This window comes from Vibrio sp. THAF64 (genome assembly GCF_009363455.1).
GTDB classification, from domain to species: Bacteria; Pseudomonadota; Gammaproteobacteria; order Enterobacterales; family Vibrionaceae; genus Vibrio; species Vibrio coralliilyticus.
In genome coordinates, this window is the sequence record NZ_CP045358.1 from 68104 (window position 1) to 87705 (window position 19602).

Genomic DNA, 19602 nt, shown 5'->3' on the forward strand with positions numbered 1-19602 from the left:
GAACCCATATATGCAGCTCGCTAAAAAGGCGACTAGAGACTTTATGAATAAGCCTTGGCAACAGGGCTGGCAGTGGGCCATCGAGATTGAATCCAATGATGCTCCAACGGACTTCGATATTTACGTGAAAGACTTGGATTACGGCGAGGGGTCAATTGATGCTGACACGTTCCAAGTGGGATCGGGTGAGATCGCGATCCCGACTCGCTCCACCGCTGGCGAGATCACTATGACGGTGCGCGACGATCAGAGCGGCACTATCCGCAAGTGGTTCGAGGGCCGACTAGCTAAGGTCAAAAACAAAGACGGCACGCTAAATATTCCAGTTGAGTACGTGTTCAAAATCAAGGTGTTCGATCTTGATGATGATGGCAATCGCAAGCTACGAAACACGTACCAAGTATTTCCCACCAAGAAAGGCAACGTGACGTTTTCTCGCGAGAACGGCAACTCTATTCAATCTTTCCCGCTCATCTTCCAGAAGTTTATGAGCGTGGGTAACAAGGTGTTGTAATGCAAATCCCAGCTTTCCCATTACCAAGCAACATGACGAAAACCGTCAACTTCCGAGTGCCTACCGTCGAGGATGGCATGATGTTTTGCGAGCTTGACGAATCCAACGAAGAAGCGAGCACAACGCAATTCCTAAACCACTTGCAAGACGGGGCAAAAGGCGACTTTAGCGATAGTGGCGCATGGACCGGAGAGGACCGCCGAACGGCGCTATGGTGGATCTTTATGTCTACTAGCGAACTAGGCACGATCCCTTTTAGCTATGACTGTTCCCATTGCGGAAAAACTCATTACTTGGACTTACACATGGCCGAGTTAATGGAAACCGCTAAGGCCGTGCCATCACTACCAAAGACAGAGATCGAGTTTACGGTTAAAGGCCAGCCACATAAGGCCACCGTGCAGCCAATGAACGGCTACGCAGCCGAGCACATCGAGGGCTTACGCAATACCCGTGACCAGTTCGAACCGGAATCAGGCGATTGGAAGAAAGCCGCAAACGAAATGGCCCTAAACGAGCTAGCGCATTGCCTTACTTTCAACGGCCAGCCAGAGGACACCAACGAGGCACTAGATTGGAAACTTGAGCTTATCAAGTCGATGCACCTACGTACCGAGTTTGTGAAAGTATCCGCGCTGGTGGAACAGGCATTGCGCGAAGCAAGACACGGCCTACTTACCAAGTACCATGAGGGCCGCTACTACCTAGTGACCACTATTCCAGAGTGTGATGAATACGTGAAGAAAGGAGGTCCAGCAGCTAGAACGCTGCTATTGCCCTTTCGGAATCTCGACTTCATTACAACGTTTTGATGTCGTCGGTTGGAACGTTCTGATTGAAAACCTAACCATATACGGCGGCCAGCCAGTCGATGCGTTATTCGCAACGCCTCAAGACTTGGCGATCCGTCTTGATAAAGCACTACAAGACAAGGTGAAGAATGGACACTAAACAAGAAGTAGTTGATCTCTCTCTTGTGGTCGAAACTGTCCGAACAGCCAGCGACAAAGAGCTAAGAAAATTAGCCGAAATCAGCAAGAAATTGGACGGAAACCAGCAGGGCCGAGCAAAGCCAAAACCGGTTGTTGTGGCAGTGGATACCAAGCCAATTGAAAAGGCGGTTACAAGTGGCATCGAGAATGCTCAGTTAACAGTTAGCAAGCCAGCGCCAAAGAAACGCAGCGCTACCGCTAGCAAGACTAATCGAAGCGGCGAAATTGAGCTGTCATTTGGCGCACCTAAAGAAAAAGGGGAGCAGCCAGCGGCAGAGTCTACCGCTACCGAGCAAAAGCCAATTCAAGCCGGTATCACGTCTATTGCTGACAAGCTGGAACAAGAGCAAGAGCCACTAGCGAGCGAACCAAAACCAAAAAACAAGGGGGTTGTTCGCCAGACTCAGAAACAGAAAAGCCAGCCAGTAATCGTCAACGTTGAGCAATCAGAAACGACCGCAGAGGCCGTTGATACCTCATCACTTGATGATATGCCGGATAAAGTCGAAAAGGCCGTTAGAGACGGTTTAAGCGATTTTGATGGCTACTGGAAAGATGCGAACGGAAAGCTACGCAGAAGTGATGGCCGTTACGCCAGCAAGAAAGAACAGGCCGCATACAAAACCGCAGAGCAAACCAACAAGGAACGTGAAACCGAGCGCCTTGCTGACGAAACCAGCGAGCAAACCAGTGTGTTTGCAAAGCTTGGTTCTAGCTTAAAACAGCTGGTGGTTGATAAGGCCACGGCAGCACTGAAAGACGAGAACGACGCGACCGATGCAGCAGGGGCGGCAGCTGGTGGCTCATTCTTCTATTCAGCAAAAGAGCTGTATCACTTAACCGAGGAAACAGCCGCCAACTTTGAGCAAAGCAAAGAGCGCTTTGAATCATTCAAGGGTTCAAAGCTAGGCAAGCTATTTGGCTTTAAGCCTAGCGAAACTGATACCGGCGAACCGGCCAATGATTCGCAGGACCAACAATCTGTAACGGCAACTCAAGGGGTAACGCATGAATCAATTTCAGCGACAAAGGATTCAGCAGCGGAAGTTGAGGACCGAACTTTACCAACAGCTAGTGAGCGCAACGGTTCTAATCGTCGCGACGATCGCGCTGGTATCGCTGGTGGCAATAATGCTCCAGTAGCTAAGGAAACTAACCGTGAAAAACAATCGCAAAGAGCTAGCGTTTCTAGCCTTTTCACTACCGCTAATAGCACTGTATCTCGCGATCGTGTTGAGCGCGTTAATAACACCGTTCGTCAAACCGCTAATCATGTTTCTACATCAAGCAATACTCACGGCAGCGGGTTAATTTCCAAGACTAAGCAGCAGAGCTACCAAGCTAATACGCTCGAAGTCCTAAAAGAAAACAGCGTTGCTCAAGACAAGAACAACGATGCACTACTAGACAAGCTCGATGAACTCTTAACCGCAACCAAGGCGAACGCGCCAGAGGGTGCGGGTGGCGGCTTAATGGATCTTGCTGGTGACTTGTTCGACCGCAAAGGACGTAAGGGCCGCAGAGGTGGCCGCATGCGTAAAGCTGGCCGTGGTCGCTTTAAGTCGGTTTTGTCTGGTGCGGGTGATGCCATCAAAGGTGTTGGCTCAAAAGGCTTATCAATGGCTGGTGGCGCATTCCGTGGGCTATCAAAGGTTGGCTCAATTGCTGGTAAAGCAGTTCCATTCCTTGCACCGGCACTAATGGCCTATGACGCAATCAGTGGCTTTACGGATACCGAAAAGCAGAAAGAGGTATTCAACCTCAAAGACGGCCAAGAGGCGACGACTGGACAAAAAAGCTCGATGGCCCTTGCCAATGTTCTTGATCTTGGTGGCTTGGTAAGTGGTGGTGCGGGTCTGCTTGGTTCGGCCTTGGGTGCATTTGGTTTTGATGGTGCAAAAGAAGCATTGAGCTTTGATTCGGGTGATATGGCTAAGGGTATCTATGGCCTATTTGGTGGTGACACTAAATCGACTAAGGAAACCGAAAGCCAGAACGACTCGAAGTACGAGAAAAACGCCGAGGCATACCACACGGCCAAAGAGACTAACGACACTCAAACCATGCGTGAACTGGATTCTAAGAACTCAGATCGCGTGAACATGGATGAGGTCGAGAAGTTAGCTAGCGAGAAAAACACCAGCTTTGCTAGCGCCTACGCACGCGTGGATCGCAAGAACGAGCGAACCAATGCAGAGCGTGAGCGTGTAGCGAATGAGCTAGGTATGGATACGTCAGGCATGATTCAGCATCCAGAACTAGGTCAGGTGTACTCGCCAGACAAAAAAGCCGACCAGATCGCTGCTATCGATAAAGAGATCGCCAGCCGCAAAGCCGCAGAGCAAGTGACTGTTACAAACGCTCGATTTGTAGATACGCATTCCGCTGATTTGGCCCGTTCTACTGCTACCACCAGCGAAAAAACCACTAAGCAAGAAACTAACTCGAACCATAAGGATCTTGCCTCTCAGATCGCCTCCGAACAGATCAAACAAAACGAGAAGCACACCAGCGTAGCCAAGAACGCAACCAAGGTTACATCCAATGAACGCGTTAGTGATATTGCCTCGCAGAAAACCGCAGCAGAGCTACGCGCCAGCGACACACCTCAAACCGTGAAACTCGATAAAGAGTCCATCGAAGCTATCAAGCAATCCGGCAGTGATAGCCGTTCAACAACAACCGTTATTCAAAGAGCTTCACGCCCAGCTAGCCAAAGCACACCAGCAGCAGCGGCCAAGTCTAGCGGCAGCATCCCGAATAACTTCAATGACCGTTCGCTGCAACGTCAAAGTGCAGATCTGGAGTAAGTGAATGAGCCAAGAAATTGATTACCTCTTAGGGGTCGATATTAACGGCGTGAAAGTCTCGGATGAGTCCGAGTCTATCCCTATGCGAGTGGCCGAGTGGCTAGATACGCCACAAGGTCAAATTTGGGGCGCTCCGCATTGGGGTAATCGCCTAATGCCTTACAAGCACGAACCAATCAACAGCGATACCGCCGCCGCTATGGAGAACTCGATCGTGATGAGTCTACCGGTGGACGTTAAAGGCGCGGTTATTACTGAAATCCTCATTGAGCCTAAAGACTTCGATATGTACCACATCGTGATCGGTCTTTTGGGCGCTCAAAACTACATTCAAAAGGAAGTTAAGCTGTGAACTATGTCGATCAGATCCGAAAAGACTTTGAAAATCTTCTCAAACAATCAAAGTGGTGGAGTCGTTCTATCGGCTCGCAATTCGTCGCCTACATTTCGTTATTCATTGCTCAAACCGTTGAGCGTGTTCAACGCGTAGCAGACCGCGCCTTACAAGAGTCGTTTCTATCACTGGCAACGAATCGCACATCCATTTTAGCCGGTGCGGAAAGCGTAGGTTATGTGGGCCTCAAAATCTCGCCGTCCATTGGTATCGTAACCATTACCAATAAGGGCGATAAACGGGTGACGCTACCAGCACTAACGCAATGTGTGGCCGCGAACCAATTACGCTATACGATCATGGAAAGCGTGGACCTACAGGCCGGTGAGTCTAAGGACTACCAGATCCAACAGTTCGAAGTGGCCGTAATGGAGCACATTGTTTCGGACCGTCAGAACTGGCTAGCTATTGCCTTTCCTAAAGAGCTGACAAAGCGTATCCATAAGGTGTTAGTACGCGTCAACGGTGAGCTTTGGGAGCATGCGTTTAAGTTCCGCAATACAAACAGCTACTCCAAAGCCTACATGGAGTATTACAAATCGACGGACCAGCTAGGTATTCGATTTGGTAATGATATTTGTGGCCGTGCGCCGATCTCTGGTGACTTGATTCAGTTGGAAGTTTGGCTAACCGAGGGTGATACAACACTACTCGACGGCCAGAAACTAGAGCTTATTGATAGTACCGATTTTACCGGCACAACGATCCCCGTCGAACTGGTGACTAAGACAACGGTAACAGGTGGCGCAGAGGGCGAGGATATTGAATCAATTCGTAATGGCGCGTTGTATTCAACCGTCTATGACCACCAGCTAGCGTGGGACGGTGACTATCAGGCATTCATTCGAAACAATATTTCCGGCATCGTTTGGCTGTCAGTTTGGGGCGAACAAGAGCAAGAAAAGCTTATCGGTAAGCAGGACGTAAAAAACATTAACCGTATTTTTATTTCCGCTTTCTCTAACATCAAAGACGAGAACGTGATTGAGGGTGAGATTGTTACCCTATTTTCCGGTAAAAACGGATACAATGAAGTTTACGAATATGTGCCGCGTAAAGACGCACCATTTACGGTTAACGTGACTGGTTACGTTGTCGCTAACTCTAGTCCTAAAGACGCAGAGGAAGCCGTCAAAGCACAATTGGAATATTTGTTTGGCAAGAACACGAAAGACAAAGGCTCAATCTACGTTAAGGACGTATGGCGAGCAATCGAGGCGATGGCCGTTTCACTTGGTATTGATGAATACGAGGTAGACTGTGTTAATCTTCTCGAAGAAGTGCCGATCGACACTTACTTGTTTTTGGACGTTGTAAGCTCATCATTTAAGTTTACTCATCGTCCAGTTTAATTCCCCTTCCTAAATCCCCGTTCAGACGAAAACGCTACTTTTCCACACTTGAGATAGAGCATGGAAAAGGTATCGAATAACGTTGTCGTCATTGACGAATTACCGCTAGTTACTGACATTCAGTACCTAGAGGCATTCACATCAAAAAGCCTTAACCGCAAGTTTAGCGGCATGGTTCATAAAGGTGTTTTTCGTGGCTTTGAATGTGAAGCTGTAGCCGGAAAACATATCTTAGTTACTTCTAAAGACATTACCGGTGTTGCACTGGTAGAACGCGACGACTACGTGCTAACGGTTCGCCAGCAAGATGATGTTCTTGTGGATATGGCAGAGATCCGCGATGGCTATGTGGTCCTAGAGGCGTTCTATCAATTTGGCGTACCTACCAAGCAAGTAGATAACACCTCATCCATTGACGCGGCCAGCATCAAGTTCGTAGCTGTAGGCCAAACGCAAAGCCATCATACGATCCTTTGTCGAGTGACATTGGTTGATGGTGCACCGGATGTTACGCCAGCTGATATTAGCTACATCGAGCGTGACTATGGCGGCGCCGATATTGCGCAGCACGTCAACACTCCAGATCCACACAAACAATATCTGTTACGCGAAGAAGCGGCCACAACAGAAGAAATCAACAACAAATCAAACCTAGAGAAGTACCTAGAGTTACCTAAGTTATGGACCGCGTTAGACAACGCACTAAAGGCCGTAACAATCACCACGTCTGCACCATTACAGGCCACCGGTAACGCACTAAATGGTATTACTTTAGGCATTCAGTTAGCGACTCTTGAGCGCCAAGGTGTTGTTACTCTATCCGGTAATTATGCGACCGCCTCAGACGAACTAGCAGCGACTACCGCAGCGGTTCAAAGAGCGGTAAACCACGTCATTGATACGTGTCTAGATAAAGGCGCTACAGCAGTTGCGGCCAAGAAGATTGAAACGGCTTTTAACCTTGCACTAGCGGGTAACGTGACCGGTTCGGTTAGTCTCGATGGCTCGCAAGACGTGACCTTAAACGTAACGGTCAAGAAAGACTCACACCGTCACACGATCGGTTACATCGACGGCCTACAAGACGCGCTCGATAGCAAATCACCAACAACGCACCTACACGACGATCGTTATATCCGCAGCTTTACGCTAATGGATGAGGACAACGCCCGTCACGAAGTGGAACAAGGTAAGTTCGTTCGCTTTGCTTCAAACCCAAACATTTCATTGAAGTGGGCCGCAGCTGGTGACGGCTCGGAGCAATCGCCTTATGTGCTTGAAGCGTCCGTGCCTGATGCTTCCACATCAAGCAAAGGTGTATCGCAACTATCTAGCTCGACTACATCCACCAGCGAAACTCAAGCCGCAACGCCTAAAGGTGTCAAGACAGCCAAAGAACAGGCCATTAGTACCGCTAACACCAACGCGACCAATTACACAAACCAAGAAATAGCCAAGCTAAAAGGCGAAGCCGGTGCGCATGCTAGCCTCAAAGAAGTTAGTGATGCGGTAGTCAGCAATGACGGTGATATCGCGCAAATCAACAAAACGCTACCGACAAAAGCCAACAATGCAACCTTGCTAAATACTACCGGAGCGATCACCGGTGGCGGTCAGATTGGTGATGAACTAACGATCGGTATCAAGGACGCGACGACAGCTCAAAAAGGTGCGGTACAGCTTTCTAGTTCCGTTACCTCAACAAGCGAAACGCTAGGCTCAACGGCCAAAGCAACTAAGACAGCGCATGATCGTGCAGTTTCGGCAGAACAAGCAGCCAAAGCCTACACTGACCAGCTCATTTCTCAGTTACTTGGTGACGCTCCAGCTGAACACCTAAACACGCTTAAAGAGCTTGGTGATGCGCTGGTGGATAATGACAGCGACATTGCGGCCATTAACGCAGAACTCGCCAAGAAAGCAAACAAGGCGATCCAGATTGTTGTCAGCGGTGCACTAACTGGCGGCGGCGATCTTACCGGTAATGTTCAACTAGGTATCAATGACGCATCAACAGCTCAAAAAGGTGCGGTCCAACTATCCAGTGCGGTTAACTCAACCAGTGAAGTTCTAGCGGCCACGCCTAAAGCAGTAAAAACCGCCTATGACCTAGCAGCAAGCAAGTGGGCCTATACGGTAGCGACAACAGCGAAAGCCGGTGCGGTCCAATTATCAAGCGCGATTAACTCCACCAGCGAAGCACAAGCGGCCACGCCTAAAGCAGTGAAACTCGCTTATGACTTGGCGGCGGGTAAGTGGACGTATCGAGTAGCAACAACGGCCCAAACTGGTGCGGTTCAGTTGTCCAGTGCGATCAACTCTACTAGCGAAGCATACGCGGCTACGCCTAAAGCGGTTAAGTCTGCATACGACTTAGCAGCAAGCAAAATGACTCAAGCCACTGGTGACGGTCGATACCTAATGCGCAGCGCAAAAGCAACGCTAACCGACAATGACGGCCACGGCCAAGCAAGCGTTGTAATGAACCATAAAGGCGGCATTCCTCAAGTTGCTGGTTCGTCTTACCGTATTGACGGTAGCACTGACTCAGTAACGGCCACACTGACGATCGCACTTGCAGATAACGTGAAAGCGGGAACAGAAGTTAGCCTTAAACAGATCGCGGTCGCGACGACTGGTGTTTTCGACTTCCTGATTGAATTGCGCGAAAAGGGCCAGCGAGTATTTAGTCCAAACAACCGCAATATTTCGGACGTGGTTAACTCGGCAAGCTCTACGGTTTATGCAAGTTCCAAGGCAGCAAAAACCGCTTACGACAAAGCTGTTTCAGCACTAGGCGTAGCAAACGGCAAGTGGACCTATCGAGTGGCAGACCTAACCGCCGCCGGTGCGGTCCAGCTATCAAGCGCAACGAACTCGACAAGTGAAGCACTAGCGGCCACGCCAAAAGCAGTAAAGATCGCTTATGACTTGGCAGCAAGTAAATGGGTACATCGAGCAGCGAGCACAACACAGACCGGTACTGTCCAGCTAACCAACGCGGTTAACTCAACCAGTGAAACACTGGCCGCGTCTGCAAAAGCAGTGAAAACCGCTTATGACAAAGCGAACCACTCGCACCCATACGCACCGGCGAGCCACCGTCACAACTTCTCGCAAATTGATGCGGGTACGTCTACCGGTGTATTTATCGCTGGTGACTTTAAAGGTACTTCGGACCGCCGCTTAAAATCGAACATCGAGCAGCTACCAGAGGGCGTATTAGACAAGCTATTGAAGCTTGGCATTTACAGCTATGTGAAACATGGCGTTGAGGAAATCGGCGTTATTGCTCAAGAGCTACAAGAGCAGATCCCAACACTGGTTAGCGAGGGCGAGGACGGTTACTTATCTGTTTCTCACTTTGGTTTGAACGCATGCTCAATCAAAGCGATTCAAGAACAGCAAGTGATCATTGACCAACAGGCTCAACTTATCGAGCAGTTGGCTGAACGCCTAAGCAAATTAGAGGACCGCCTATGAGTAACTTGCAAAGCTGGCTGAAAAGCCAGCTTACCCGAACCAAGCAAAATACCGAGGCATGGACTGACTTTGCTCATGCCCTTGGCTCGCTTTTGGAATCACACGTCGAGAACTACCTAGAGCGGATTAAAACCCGTAACTCTCTCTTTGATATGCAGCCTCAAGATCTGCAAGTTGAGGTTAGGGAACTAGGCGACTTTTTCGCGTTCGGTGATGTGGCTGAAACTGACCTACCAATGACAGTTATGCAGCGCCAAGACCAGATCCACCTAAAGAAAACCGTTTACCCACTAGAGGCAACGTTACGCCGTGAGTTTGCGGGTATGGAGGTGACTTGGCAGCCGTTATACGCGCCTACGGACCTAGTTAAATATCCTTATGGCACTGTACTGGTGACAGCTGACGATTTGGATATGCAGGAAAACAAAGACTGGTTCATGACCAGCCGAGGCGTGATCCAAGTGCCACTCAACGAGGTTCGCGTTAACGACGAAGAATCTTTGCGTGAGTTTGAAGAAAAGCTCCGCCGCGTTGTTTACCCGCTAGTGCCTTTGCGTATCGTTATGCAGGGTACTAGCTACTATCTGAAATTCGAGCTTTGGGATGTGATTGAATGGGTAGTGCAGGGTATCTCACAAGTTGACACTACGATCCGTATTGAAGATCTCGATGATGTGCCTAAGTTCATCCAGAAAATCACGCTAGATTGGTTTGATGAGGACAAGCCAAGAGCAATCCCAACGCGACAGGCCCGAACACGTCTAGATGCTTACGCGAGCGACACATTCCGCGTCGATAAAAATTTCTTTGTCTATGAAAAGGTATGGCGCACATTCCTAACAAATGCGCTAGAATCCTCAGAAAATGGGTTTAATAAAACCCGTCAAACGGTCAATTTGGCCGAAAAAGAGGAACAAAGTAAATATACGCTGGCGGTAGAAGCTGGTAAATTTACTACTGTAGATGAACCTCAACCTATTCCCCAAAAACAAGCCAGAACGCGCCTCGATTGTGTTTCTTCCGACACGGTGAGGCTCGATAAAAACTTCTTTATCTACGAGAAGCTTTGGCGTGTTGTCCTATCTGAAAAACGCCCACAAATAGAAAATAGTTACGCACAAGTAGCCACTAAAATGCGTGTATCTGACGCAATTGAAAGCGCAGATAACTCGATCGAAATACAGGCCCGTTTTGAGCCTAAAGAGGTCGGCCTACGCAAACCAGCTGGTGTCACAAGTGTTCGTTTGGATGAATCGCCCGTCGATTCAGTACGTTTAGATCGTTACGTCTAAGCAATTTATCTAATTAGTTCCGAACAAACATCCTAAAGGGGCGTATTTGTGGCAGAAGAAATTCAAGCAAGTGAGGGCGTAGCACCTCAACCGAAAGTTGTCTTAGAAGATTCATTACTACTGGATCGCTACTATGAGCAACGTGCTTTGTCCATGCTTCCAATCGGTAGCGAGCCGTATTTCCAGCTTGCTGATATTGATTGGGGATATGGTTTCATTGAGGACGTTGGCGGCAAGCCAAGTGTTGCGCCTATCCCGTCAGAGGTTGAGTCTCTAGAACGCGTATTTGCAACTAACCGTCCAGTTTACAACTTCATCAACGGCCAGATCGTTATTACGTGTAACTTGCCAGCGGGTAGCATTCCAGCAGATCAAAGCGAGCAATTCAGCTGTATCGGCGTTAAAGACAAAGATAACAAGTACGTAATTATCGCTGTTACTCAGCCAATTTGGGTTTACTCAGATCGCGGTATCTCTTGTGAAATCGTAATCAACACAAACCTTGGTGAAGCTGCAAACATGATGGTGAGCGGTCGATAGTATGAGTGGGCAACGACGACATGAGGAGGCGGTTTTAATACCGCCTACCATTAACGAGATCGAGAGTTTGCCTCTTATTGCAGATACGCAATACCTAGAGCCAAACAGCTCGGAAAGTTTGAACCGTAAGCTTTGCGGCATTGTAGAAGCTGGTGTGTACCGTGGCTTTAATGTGGCGGTGATTGGTAACACCATGACCGTTAACGTTACGTCCGGCCAACAATACGGCGTTGCAATGGTTGAACGTGACGGCTACTTGCTGACAGTTCGCCAACAGCATGATGTTGTGTTGACCGTGCCAATTGGCCGTAGCTATGCAGTTATCGAGGCGATCTACCAACACGGCCTTATCACGAAGCAAATTGATATTCGATCAGCTTACGATGCGGCTTCATTGAAGATCGTTCAAGAGGGCAAGCTGCAAGCGCACCATGTAATTCTTGCTTCCTTTGACGTGCCAGCTGGAACGCTAGTCCTAGATGAATCATACATGAGCTTTAATCAGCGCATGGATGGTGGTTTGGACCTAGCGCGACACATTGCGGCTCATGATCCACATAAACAATATATGCGTGTCGATTCGGCAGCTACAGACGCAGATATTGATAACAAAAGTAAATCCCCTAAGCCGGTTCTATTGCCTCAGTTATGGCGTGGTATTGAGCTAGGCGCTCGCGAATCACTAGGTAAAATTCAAGTCGGCGTGTCCGAGGGTTTGACTGGTGGCGGTGCATTGGCTGACGGTTTGATGCTTGGTTTGGCCCAAGCAACGACCACTAAGCTAGGTGGTGTTCGCCTAACAAGTGAATTGGACTCTGACAGTACCGAATTGGCGGCAGCAGCAGCAGCGCTAAAAGCGTTGAAAGCATTTGCCCTACAAGTAGGTGTGGACGCGGCCAAGTACACGGATAACTCCATTCAGACGCTTTTAGGCGGTACTGATCCGGAAATGCTGAAAAACCTAGAGGCTCTAATCAAAGAGCTTGAGGCCAATGAAAGCATTCTAGATTCAATCACCGGCGAACTGGCTAAGAAACTGGAGAAAACCGCGCTCATCAATACCAGCGGCGCATTGACTGGTGGCGGCCAGCTTGGCAGCGCACTAACGCTTTCTGTTTTGGCGGCTACGCTTCAACGCGCCGGTGTTGTTCAGCTATCAAGTGCGATTGACTCGACCAGCGAAGAAAAAGCGGCCACGCCTAAAGCGGTCAAAGATGCTGTAGCCGTAGCTGATACCAAGATGCCTAAAGCTGGTGGTCGATTCACTGGCAGCACGGCACTAAACGACAACGTGAAATTGTTGCTTGGTAACGACAACGATCTAGGTTTGTACTTCAATGGTACGTCTGCTTTTCTCGATGCTTTGTCTGGCTTCAAGCTAAACATGCGCAAGGGTTCAGCGGATCGCTTTGTCTTTGACTTTGAAACCGGCAACTTAACGCTGTCTGGTGACTTGCAAGGTCTATCTGATAAGCGAATCAAAAAGAACTTCCAGCCACTAACGGACGCAATCAACAAGATCATGCAGCTGAACGGTTACGACTACCAGCTAAAGCAAGATGATAGTTGGCATACGGGCGTAATCGCGCAGGAAGTCGCGGCAGTGCTACCTAATGTGGTGAAAGCAGGACCAGACGGCAAGCTATCAGTCGCATACGGCAATATGGTTGCTCTACTCATCGAGGGTATTAAGCAGCAACAGAACACAATTAGCCGTCTTGAGGACCGATTGAGCTTTGTTGAGGCAGCCGTAAAAGAACTGCTACAGGCCCGTGCTTAATGGTTAAGTTGTGGATCTTCACTGGTTGCCCTAATAGGGCGCAAGCGATCGCTAAAATCATTGATGCGAACGCGCCAAGTGAGCCGGATATTTACCAGCCGTTTTTTAGCGTCTGGTTTGCTTCCGACATTGGCGTTTGTGCTTGTGGAATGGGCCGACCATCAATTGACTATGCCGTGCGACAACTCAAAGGGATTTATCCAGTTGAGCGAGCTATTCGCATCGGTACGGCAGGAACACAAGATGAATCATTGCTTGGTTCGCTGGTGGCCGTGTCCCGTGCATGCAGCCGTGAAGATTCACACACTTACCCGTCCTTTCTATTTCCCAACTTACCGTTAACAGGGTGTGTCACAACAGATTTGCTTTACACCAAGAGCAAGCCGGTTGACGGCTTCCCTGTAGAAGATATGGAAACCTCCCAGCTATTGCGGCTAGGCCAAGAACTAGGCTTTGAGGCTGGAGCGATCCTATTTGTGGCTAACCGTATAGGCGAGAGCGCTATTGTTCATCGGCCTTATGCGGTTTTCGATATGGTTCAAGCGGCTATCAGCACGCTTAGGGGGTAGTAATGCCATTACCAAGTAGCGGCGCATTGTCGCTATTGCAGATCCGCGACTACTACGGCCAGACGGGCGCACTTGCTTTGTCTCAGCTCTATCGTGGTGGCGGTATCATTCCGGATATTCCGGAGAATGCCAAAGTACCTACAACGGGTGCAATCAAGTTGTCGGACTTCTACGGCGCGTGTCGTTTGAGTCTGAAAACAACGTATTGGTCCACCAGCAAAACAACCTCAAAAACAACCAGTATCACTACCTCTTGGGTCGGTGATGCTAGTACGTCTTGGGTATCGACTTTTGCAACGTCTGTAACATGCAGTAAGACAACGGCGGGAACGACAAGCTGGAACACCACTAAAACCGCGTCAAAGAGCACCAGCCAATTAACCAGCGGTACTACGTCGAAAACAACCACGCGTACAACGTCAAAAGGTACAGCGGTTACTACGACTTGGACGGCCAGCAAGACCACGACGAAATCTACGACGAAATCAACCAGCCGTTCTACAGCTGGCACAACGACTTGGACTACAAGTTGGACCTCGCCTCGTAACACGTCTAAGAGCACGAACAAGACAACTTCTTGGAACACCACACGAAGCACAACTTATTCGTACTCCAAAACGACCACCAAGACGACGACTTGGGCGACCGGTCCATACGCGAGTAAGGGTTACACCACTTCTCGTACTACAAGCTATACAACGGCTTGGACGGCAGCGGTTAACACCAGCTTTGGTACTTCCAAAACTACGGCTAAGACAACAACTTGGTCTACGAACGTGCCAAACAGTAAATCAACCAGCAAGGCCACAACGAAATCAACCTCGTTTGGTACAGCGGTTGGCACTAGCTACACAACTTCTTGGAAAGCTTCACAAAGCACCACTAAGACGACTAGCTGGAGCACTGGCGGCGTATCAACTAGCTGGACCACAGCTGGCAAGACAACGACTTGGACAACAACTTGGAGCTATTCAGCTGCAACGTCTAAGGCAACAGATAAAACAACGTCTTGGGTTGGTTCACGAAATACTACGGTCACAACTTCGAAAACGACTAAGAAGAATTTCAGCAAATCGACAACGATTAGTACCAGCTTCACGACAACTTACACAACCAGTAAAACGACACTTGTTGTCGTATAACCAACTAAGGAAAAATCATGCAAAACCAAGTACACACTACAAGCCGAACTACAGTAACAATGACCTCGCGTACAACAATGGGTTTTGGTTCTGACGGCCATGTAACGGCGAAAACGACTAGCTACATGACGGCGAAAACTACATCGTGGGTTACTCAATCAGCTCGCTCGTAGGCATAATGCCAATCGTTCAAAAATGATGTAAATTATAGGCTGTTCATTCCGAACGGCCTTTTTTAATGCACTAGGAAAATTAAAGATGAGTGAAACACAATTAGACTTACGCGTTCGCGAGCTTGAAGAAAAACTTAAAGAAGTAACGACCATCGCGAATAACGCCAATGAGGCGGTGAAATCCGTTCTTGCTTCTAATGCAGAGCTAAAAACGATCGTTGAGGCGACCATTGAGCACGCAAAACAAAACGCAGAAGTAATCGTTGAGCACATCGCTCAGTTAGATAACGATAAAGATGCCATCGTCGCTGAATACGAACAGGCGCTAGAGCAAGTCAAAACATCAATTATCGACTCTATCAAGATGCGTGTTGACGGCCATCTAAACCGTGTTGCTCCAGTCGAGGCGTAATCATGAAATCAGAGATTGTTGATAACCGTTCAGCGTTTGCACGTACTGGTACGGTCCTACCAACTAGCCAAGGTAACACCAGCCGACAGCTGGCCGAGTATGCCTTAATCAAGTTACGTGGTATGGGCTATAACGTTGACTTCGATATTTGCCACAACAACGGCGAGGGTTCATTCGCGATCCATGAGTTTTGTGGTGCGCTTGGTGGCGTGTCGATTCGCTACATGCACTACGACACTCACATGACCGTTCTACGCGCAGCAATGCAGCACAAGCCAGCAAACCTGATTGATTACTGCGAACAGATCCGCTCATCTGTCACTCCAGACAAATACAAGCTACGCCGCTCAATGAAACATCCGGAAGTAGTAGCGTTCTTGGCCGGTTCTAACTGTATGCGTATTGCTATCGACTTCTTGAAAGTGAATGAATGCGTATTTCAAGAGGGCGGCATGGTCAAGCCTCATCCAGTCACACATGAGCGCCACATGGCCGAACTTGAAGCGGAATATCCAAACCATGTATTTGCGGCCCGTGTCGCTGGTGGCTCGCTAATTCCATCACTGAAAAAGGCTTACATCCCGAACACCAGCGAGCTGAACTTTATTGCGATCGCTAATGGTGTGTCAGTGGTAGACATTACCAATCACAAAGACTGGAGCGACTACCAATCATGTTATGCAAGCTACGTTGATTTGTTGCTTGATGGCGGCGTATTGCCACCACAGCAAGCGCTTAACCGCATGTTTAGCTCGGACCTGTCCGGCCTGTTCTTCTCTAAAGAGGACATTGACAAAAACATCATGAAATACGTTGAAGCAGTGGAGAATGTGACCGGTGAAAGTCTACGTAAGATTGTTGAATAAGGACTGGCTTAACCAGTTCTACATTATGGCGGTGAGCTTTCTAAAGCATCATCCAGAAAATGAGCTTCACGTATTAACAGATCTTGAAATCAAAGAGATCCCGCGCCTAGTGAAGCATGAGTATTACGCCGATATTGAAGCAGACTCAGAGCGTTTGTGCAGCCTTGCTCCTACGCTGTTTTTCCGTGGTTCAATTCAGCCGGTGTTTGATAAAACCGAGTCATTCAAAGGTTCATGTTTCATGAGCCAACAGAAAGGCACGAAACAAGATCTTGTGATTTACACGAAGTCGGACCGAACCGAAGTGCAAGGTGAAGATTTGCGCTTTAACTTCTCGATTCCTGACTTTAACGATCTAGGCGGTATTACTCAGACGTTTGGCCGAATGAGTGAAGCGACCGTGATCAATACCCGCTTATACAAGCCGTGGGAACAACAACGCGAGTCTGGCCGCATGCTGGCCTTTGGTTGGGAACAATATCTAGAAGCGATCGGTGATGCACGCGATTACTTAGATGATGAGTTCGTGGCCGCCATTGAAGCAAACGCAAAACGTCACTGCTTTATGTCTCGCTATCACAAAAATGTAGGGGGTTTATGTGAGCTACTTGATTCGCTTAACAAGTGATTCGCCTTATCTCGATGAGGTATGCGCGAAGATCGATGAATGGCGTAAAAAACCGGCGAACCGGCAATTGCTATCACTGGCTGACGACTTCCCAAATTTACTGTTTGCGCCTAGTCGTGCTGACAATATTTCCGAACTAATCGGCCAGCCTTTCTACTATCCGGAATACGAGCCAGAGGTACGCCCGATTGATTACATTTGTCTCGATGCTGACGGCAATGTTGGCGGCTACCTAACGTTCTTAGAGTCTGTCTATAACGGCAATGTGTTACGTGCTACCGGTATTCGTACCTACCGCTTTGATAACTGCACGCCTTATCGCTTTGGTAAGGCCCAGCGTGAGTTTTACGACCAGCTTTATGATCGCTATGACCTCATCAATATGCTGTTTATCGCTAACGGTGATTTTTCACTAGGTAAGGTGAATATTGACTCAAGCGAGGTCCAAACGGCCACGCTCCAACAAGTGATGGAAAAACGCCGTATCGAGTTAGGCTTTAGTCAGCCTCAAGCGTTCAAGCACTTTGGAGAGCGTTACAACGCCGTTTATCGCGCTTATACGCACTACGGCTTCGACCTAGACAACAACGTGCGTTTCTTCTGTTCGCTGGACTGGTTAGGCAAGACTGGCGTTGCAAAGGGATTACCTCGCCCATCGGCTAAAGTGGACCGTTCGTCCGATATGGTAGCCATGATGGAAACTTACGGCATTAAGGGATACTAAGTTATGTTCGATCGCATATCGTTTCTTCCAAAGGTTAATAACGCGTGCTTTCTTGATTGTGATTACTGCATGACAGATAGCGAAATGGAGCGTATGAAAAAAGGCGATCTACCAATCGCAACTATGATGCCTCCAGAGCGCTACGCTGAAATGTGTGACAAGTCGCTAGGGTTCAATAAGTGGTTCTTCTCATTCCTTGGTGGTGAGCCATTGATGAACGGTAAAGAGTATTTCCGCGAAGTATTTGAGATCATCAAAGCTCGCTCAGAGAAATACTACATTCCTTATACTTGGCGCATTACTACCAATGGCTTGCTACTTGATGATGAGTGGATCGAGCTATTGGAGGAATACAATTGCAAGCTGATACTAAGCTACGATGGCCTTGGTAATGGTAAGAAAGGTTCGCTAAAGGGCCATGAACTTATGAAGCGCTACGCAAAGCATATTCATGTTGTTCAAATGGTGGTGAGTGAATCAAATCATCATACGCTGGTGGACGTTTACAAAGAGTTGGAAGCGGCAGGGATCAAACGATTCTCAACGCAGTTCGACATTTACGCGAACACGGAAATGATGAAGCAATTCGGCCATTCTACCGTTGAGCTTTTCAAGTACATCGAGAGCTTGGATAAAGTGAAAACCAGCTACTTTGTGTATAACGATGCTAAAGCGCTGAAAAAAGGCAAAATGGGTAGTCTCAATTCTGGTGACTTCCTTAATAACCAGCTGGTGAATGATTATGTGATCGACTATGACGGTACGATTCGCAACGCACTTAACGCCCGTAAAGGTGATTACGCGGTCTACGGTAACTTGAGCGATTACAAGCACATTAACGAGCTGCTATTCACTGATACCATGAAACAGGTACTACGTGACTACGTGACGGCCATTCACGCGATCGGTGAGTTAGAGCAAGTTAGCCTCATGACGCGTGGCGGTGGTTATACCGGTGACAAATTTGGTATCTATCCACCAGCTGCACCGCACTATCCAAAACTGGCCTGTTACAAAATCCTCTTAGACAACGTTTAGTCGTCCAAACCTTAGTATGCTGGTGTAAATCCAGCATACTAACCGCCTCTTTTAGTCCTATTTATATGCCTTTATAAATCAAGTAACGCCCATCTATTGAGCGGCATAAGCCATTCCGAATACACTTTGCAAGACAAGCAAAAAAGGGGGAGTGCATGCCGATTATCTTGTTCGGTGAGAGCTTTACATTCAGTGTACTAGCTCTATCCGCGCTCAGTGGTATTGGTTCTTACCTACAAGGCCGCCGCGAGGCGCGTTTGAAAGGTGGTTTCATGGACCTTATCACTGAAATTACGCTAGCGCTTGTCGTTGGCTTAATTGTCGCCTATGTGCTTGAAAGTCACGGAATGGAACGCGGTTACACATGCGCTCTAGTTCTAGTGGCTTCCAACAACGGGGCTGACTCACTCGCCGCTATACGGCAGCTGGCAATCAAAGGTTTAGCGAAATTTTTTAATAGTGGAGGAACTAGCAAATGATGGAATTAGCAATTGTCGGTCTAGCTATTGCTGATCGCTTTTTGCTGAAACGAAACAAGGTCACTATCGACTATACACGTCAGATAGATGATCCTTTGGCGATTCGATTTGTACTTAGTTTTAGTTCAAAGCGAGCGATCCGTACCGGTATGCTCACGTATTCGCTACGTAGCAAAAAACGACCGTCAGCAGTTATCACCAGAACGCGCAAACTAGACTTTTCAACAGCCGGTAACAACAGTGAGTACCTTATTTTCGATAAGGCCGCACTGGAGAAAGAAGCTGGCGAAAAGTTACTTGGGGATTGGATTCTCGACGTTAAGATTGAGCGATCGTGTTCTTTCTTGAATCCGCTATACAAAATCTTTCCGACAACCACTCGACACACGGAGGAATTTGAAATTAGCTAAATTC

The 19602-nt window shown here is 48.2% G+C and carries 19 protein-coding genes; all 19 read left to right on the forward strand.

Translation table 11 applies throughout. The features are described 5' to 3' along the window. The first annotated feature begins 10 nt into the window (after nt 1–10). The 19 genes from FIU99_RS27165 (at nt 11) to FIU99_RS27250 (ending at nt 19598) form a co-directional block, all read left to right on the forward strand. Nucleotides 11–514, forward strand: a complete 504-nt coding sequence (locus tag FIU99_RS27165; protein ID WP_172974108.1) for a hypothetical protein — start codon at nt 11–13, stop codon at nt 512–514. Beyond that, complete coding sequence (locus FIU99_RS27170) at nt 514–1326, forward strand: hypothetical protein (RefSeq protein WP_152473073.1); 813 nt, start codon at nt 514–516, stop codon at nt 1324–1326. Before FIU99_RS27165 ends, FIU99_RS27170 begins: the two co-directional genes overlap by 1 nt. A 128-nt stretch (nt 1327–1454) precedes the next feature. Then, nucleotides 1455–4316, forward strand: a complete 2862-nt coding sequence (locus FIU99_RS27175; RefSeq protein ID WP_152473074.1) for a hypothetical protein — start codon at nt 1455–1457, stop codon at nt 4314–4316. Nucleotides 4317–4320: 4 nt separating this feature from the next. Beyond that, nucleotides 4321–4668, forward strand: coding sequence for a hypothetical protein (locus FIU99_RS27180; protein WP_152473075.1), 348 nt, complete (start codon nt 4321–4323; stop codon nt 4666–4668). Next, complete coding sequence (locus FIU99_RS27185; RefSeq protein ID WP_152473076.1) at nt 4665–6062, forward strand: hypothetical protein; 1398 nt, start codon at nt 4665–4667, stop codon at nt 6060–6062. The genes FIU99_RS27180 and FIU99_RS27185 overlap by 4 nt, the downstream gene beginning before the upstream one ends. 60 nt (nt 6063–6122) lie before the next feature. Further along, the gene (locus FIU99_RS27495; protein ID WP_152473077.1) at nt 6123–9545 is read left to right on the forward strand and encodes a tail fiber protein; all 3423 of its coding nucleotides are present in this window, start codon (nt 6123–6125) and stop codon (nt 9543–9545) included. Beyond that, entirely contained in the window at nt 9542–10837 is a 1296-nt protein-coding gene (locus tag FIU99_RS27195) for a hypothetical protein (protein ID WP_152473078.1), read from the forward strand. Before FIU99_RS27495 ends, FIU99_RS27195 begins: the two co-directional genes overlap by 4 nt. A 48-nt stretch (nt 10838–10885) precedes the next feature. Continuing rightward, nucleotides 10886–11377 carry a hypothetical protein gene (locus FIU99_RS27200; protein ID WP_152473079.1) on the forward strand — a complete coding sequence of 164 codons (492 nt, stop codon included), beginning with the start codon at nt 10886–10888 and terminating at the stop codon, nt 11375–11377. 1 nt (nt 11378) lies between these two features. Continuing rightward, the gene (locus FIU99_RS27205; RefSeq protein ID WP_152473080.1) at nt 11379–13157 is read left to right on the forward strand and encodes a tail fiber protein; all 1779 of its coding nucleotides are present in this window, start codon (nt 11379–11381) and stop codon (nt 13155–13157) included. Further along, entirely contained in the window at nt 13157–13726 is a 570-nt protein-coding gene (locus FIU99_RS27210; RefSeq protein ID WP_152473081.1) for a hypothetical protein, read from the forward strand. Before FIU99_RS27205 ends, FIU99_RS27210 begins: the two co-directional genes overlap by 1 nt. Before the next feature lie 2 nt (nt 13727–13728). Then, nucleotides 13729–14868 (forward strand): hypothetical protein, encoded by a 1140-nt coding sequence (locus FIU99_RS27215; RefSeq protein ID WP_152473082.1) that lies wholly within the window; start codon nt 13729–13731, stop codon nt 14866–14868. Between the two features lie 17 nt (nt 14869–14885). Next, nucleotides 14886–15041 (forward strand): hypothetical protein, encoded by a 156-nt coding sequence (locus FIU99_RS27480; protein ID WP_154351844.1) that lies wholly within the window; start codon nt 14886–14888, stop codon nt 15039–15041. Between the two features lie 85 nt (nt 15042–15126). Beyond that, nucleotides 15127–15453 (forward strand): hypothetical protein, encoded by a 327-nt coding sequence (locus FIU99_RS27220; protein WP_152473083.1) that lies wholly within the window; start codon nt 15127–15129, stop codon nt 15451–15453. Between the two features lie 2 nt (nt 15454–15455). Continuing rightward, nucleotides 15456–16319 (forward strand): hypothetical protein, encoded by an 864-nt coding sequence (locus FIU99_RS27225; RefSeq protein ID WP_152473084.1) that lies wholly within the window; start codon nt 15456–15458, stop codon nt 16317–16319. Then, a complete protein-coding gene (locus FIU99_RS27230; protein ID WP_152473085.1) occupies nt 16291–16947 on the forward strand; it encodes a hypothetical protein in 657 nt (218 codons plus the stop codon). Before FIU99_RS27225 ends, FIU99_RS27230 begins: the two co-directional genes overlap by 29 nt. Continuing rightward, nucleotides 16919–17671, forward strand: a complete 753-nt coding sequence (locus FIU99_RS27235; protein ID WP_152473086.1) for a hypothetical protein — start codon at nt 16919–16921, stop codon at nt 17669–17671. Before FIU99_RS27230 ends, FIU99_RS27235 begins: the two co-directional genes overlap by 29 nt. A 3-nt stretch (nt 17672–17674) precedes the next feature. Continuing rightward, the gene (locus FIU99_RS27240) at nt 17675–18709 is read left to right on the forward strand and encodes a radical SAM protein (RefSeq protein WP_152473087.1); all 1035 of its coding nucleotides are present in this window, start codon (nt 17675–17677) and stop codon (nt 18707–18709) included. A gap of 155 nt (nt 18710–18864) precedes the next feature. Next, nucleotides 18865–19188: a phage holin family protein gene (locus FIU99_RS27245; RefSeq protein ID WP_152473088.1), complete on the forward strand. Its 324-nt coding sequence runs from the start codon at nt 18865–18867 to the stop codon at nt 19186–19188. Further along, the gene (locus FIU99_RS27250; protein ID WP_152473089.1) at nt 19185–19598 is read left to right on the forward strand and encodes a hypothetical protein; all 414 of its coding nucleotides are present in this window, start codon (nt 19185–19187) and stop codon (nt 19596–19598) included. The genes FIU99_RS27245 and FIU99_RS27250 overlap by 4 nt, the downstream gene beginning before the upstream one ends. Nucleotides 19599–19602 lie beyond the last annotated feature (4 nt).